This is a genomic window from Caballeronia grimmiae (assembly GCF_000698555.1).
Lineage (GTDB): Bacteria > Pseudomonadota > Gammaproteobacteria > Burkholderiales > Burkholderiaceae > Caballeronia > Caballeronia grimmiae.
In genome coordinates this window covers 1-2,581 of the sequence record NZ_JFHE01000101.1, presented here as the reverse complement: position 1 = coordinate 2,581, position 2,581 = coordinate 1, and the positions used below count along the sequence as shown (strand labels likewise).

Annotated in this window: 4 protein-coding genes; 3 read left to right on the top strand and 1 reads right to left on the bottom strand. The window is 64.0% G+C overall.

What is annotated here, in order from left to right; all coding sequences use genetic code 11:
* The first annotated feature begins 210 nt into the window (after positions 1–210).
* The 3 genes from BG57_RS30695 to BG57_RS30685 all read left to right on the top strand — a co-directional run bounded on the left by BG57_RS30695 (position 211) and on the right by BG57_RS30685 (position 1,494).
* On the top strand, positions 211–591 hold the full coding sequence (locus BG57_RS30695; protein WP_035971030.1) for a DUF2946 domain-containing protein: 381 nt from the start codon (positions 211–213) through the stop codon (positions 589–591).
* 83 nt (positions 592–674) lie between these two features.
* Positions 675–1,037 (top strand): copper resistance protein CopC, encoded by a 363-nt coding sequence (locus BG57_RS30690; RefSeq protein ID WP_035971029.1) that lies wholly within the window; start codon positions 675–677, stop codon positions 1,035–1,037.
* 7 nt (positions 1,038–1,044) lie between these two features.
* Positions 1,045–1,494: a copper chaperone PCu(A)C gene (locus BG57_RS30685; protein WP_035971028.1), complete on the top strand. Its 450-nt coding sequence runs from the start codon at positions 1,045–1,047 to the stop codon at positions 1,492–1,494.
* A gap of 89 nt (positions 1,495–1,583) precedes the next feature.
* Here BG57_RS30685 and BG57_RS30680 read toward each other — a convergent pair.
* Positions 1,584–2,581 (bottom strand): penicillin-binding transpeptidase domain-containing protein (locus BG57_RS30680; RefSeq protein ID WP_035971027.1); only part of this gene is annotated, 998 nt, incomplete at its 5' end.

Genomic DNA, 2,581 nt, shown 5'->3' with positions numbered 1-2,581 from the left:
CGACGAGCTGCCAGACTGCTCCACCCCGCGTCCGTCGAAGAAAAGATTATACGGCATCGATCTATGGAGCGCAATGATTAGTTCATCATTTACGTCTGCGTTTGCAAAGGCAATGCCTCGCGCACCCGGACGATCAGTCGCAAAAGCCGCATAAGCGTGCGTGGCATAATCGTCCGCTATCAAGATCCATCATCGGTACGAGAACGCGGGATGCAGTTTTTGCGTCGGGGAATCATCGGGAAAGCGAGCGGTATCGTGGCCTTGTGCGCGATGCTGCTGCTCTCGTTCGCGCCCGTAGCGTCGCAATGGCTGAACGCCCAACGCGTCGATGCACAGTTCGCTTCTATATGCGCCTCGGGCAACGCGCACCCCGTGACGTCATCGCATGCCGATGACCACGCCAGTATCCATCTTCCGGCCTGTGGCTACTGCGATCTCATCGCCCATGCACCGACGCCGCCGGCGCCCGCTGTCGAGTTCGCGTCGATACCCTCGCCGCGCGATGTCTTCGCTTCAGTCGATACCACCCGCACCGCGCATCGCGTTCGCTTCGACGACGCCCAGCCGCGCGCACCGCCCGCCCTCGCCTGATCCGCCCTTGTTCCGCGCGCTGCTCGCGTCGCATCCGACGACGCGCCGGCGCCGCGCCATCAAGCATCACACAGGACATCATCATGTCGATCAAATCCACATTGCGCGGCGTGCTCGTATTGGCGTGCATCGCGTCGGCGCAACTCGCGCTCGCTCACGCGGTCCCCAAGCTCGAGCAGCCCGGCCCCGGCGCAACGGTCAGCGCGCCGCAAGAAGTCTCGATCGTGTTCGGCGAAGCACTCGAACCGACCTTCAGTTCCATGCTCGTCACCAACGCGCAAGGCAAGCAGGTCAACACGGCGAAATCGGTCGTCGATACGGACAACAAGAAGCGCATGAGCGTCGCGCTGGGCGATCTGCCGCCGGGCGTCTATAAAGTGCAGTGGACGGCGGTCGCCGCCGACGGACATCGCACGCAAGGTCACTATAACTTCACGGTCAAGTGAGGCCGCAATGAAAACAAACGCTGTACTGATGGGCGCGCTCGTTTGCGCGTCCCTCGCCCCGTTCGTCTCCGCCGCGCACGCGGCCACGCTCGAAGCGCGCGATTGCTGGGTTCGCGCGATGCCGCCGAATCTGCCTTCGTCGGGTTATTTCGTCGTCTCGAATAATGGCGACAAGGCCGCGACGCTCAGCGCCGCCGACACGCCCGCGTTCGGCATGACGATGATGCACAAGTCGGAAAACAAGGGCGGCACGGCGACGATGGCCGCCGTCGATACCGTCGACGTTCCCCCGCACGGCACGCTCGCGTTCGCACCGAAGGGCTATCACCTGATGCTCGAGGAACCGGGCAAGTCCGTGAAGGTCGGCGCGACGATTCCGCTCACGCTCACTTTCGCCGACAAGACCACGGTCAAGGTCGATTGCGCGGTGAAATCAGCGGCGACGCTCGGCAAGTAACGCTCGACTCGCGCCGTCAAAAAGCAAAAAACGCGCCGGAGTCCTGAGACCCCGGCGCGTTTTTTTCTATGCCCGGCACCGCCCTGGCGTCACGGCCGGTTGAACATGTCCATGATCTGCTTGCGCTCGTCGGTGGTGACTTGCGGCACCGGCGGCGCCTGCATGCCAGCCGGACCGACACCGCCCGCCGTGGTGGAATCGCCGGCCATCGGATTGCCGCTGTCGAGACCGATGCTCGCGACGAAGCCCGCGCCCGGCGTATGGTCCGTGAAGAACAGTTCGCCGTCGACGGTCGTGATGCCATCGGGCATCGGCATCTGCTGTTGAGGAATGCCGCGCAGCGCGCGTCCCATGTAGTCGACCCAGATCGGCAATGCGAGTTGCGCGCCGAACTCCTTGCTGCCAAGCGATTTCGGCTGATCGTAGCCCATCCACGCCACCGCCACGAGCTGACGCTGATAGCCCGCGAACCAGCCGTCCTTCGCGTCGTTCGTGGTGCCGGTCTTGCCCTGCAAGTCGTTACGCTTGAGCACGTTGGTGCCCGAGCCGGTGCCGGACGTCGCGACCGTATGGAGCAGGCTGTTCATCACATAGGCGTTGCGCGGCTCGAGCGTCTGCGGCGCATTGCTTCCCGCCGTCAGCGGATCGGCACGCGAAACCACCGTGCCGCGCGCATCGGCGATTTCCGCGATCAGATACGGATTGACGCGATAACCGCCATTCGCGAACACCGAGTACGCGCCGCTCAATTGCAGCGGCGTGACGAGCCCCGCGCCGAGTGCGAGCGGCAGATACGGCGGCGTCTTGTCCTTGTCGAAGCCGAACTTCTGCGTGACGAAGTCCTGCGCGTAGCCCGTGCCGATGTACGACAGGATGCGGATCGACACCAGGTTCTTCGATTTCTGCAGACCGGTGCGCATCGACATGGGGCCGTCGGGCTGATCGTCGTCCTTCGGCTCCCACGGCTCGCCGCCCGCCGGCGCGGGGAAATACAGCGGCGCATCGTTGATGATGGTCGCCGGTCCAAGTCCCTTGTCGAGCGCCGCCGAATAGATAAACGGCTTGAAGCTCGAGCCCGGCTGACGCC

Excerpts from the sequence above, each read along its gene's own strand:
- BG57_RS30695 (WP_035971030.1), top strand. The coding sequence starts at position 211 with ATGCAGTTTTTGCGTCGGGGAATCATCGGGAAAGCGAGCGGTATCGTG.
- BG57_RS30690 (WP_035971029.1), top strand. The coding sequence starts at position 675 with ATGTCGATCAAATCCACATTGCGCGGCGTGCTCGTATTGGCGTGCATC.
- BG57_RS30685 (WP_035971028.1), top strand. The coding sequence starts at position 1,045 with ATGAAAACAAACGCTGTACTGATGGGCGCGCTCGTTTGCGCGTCCCTC.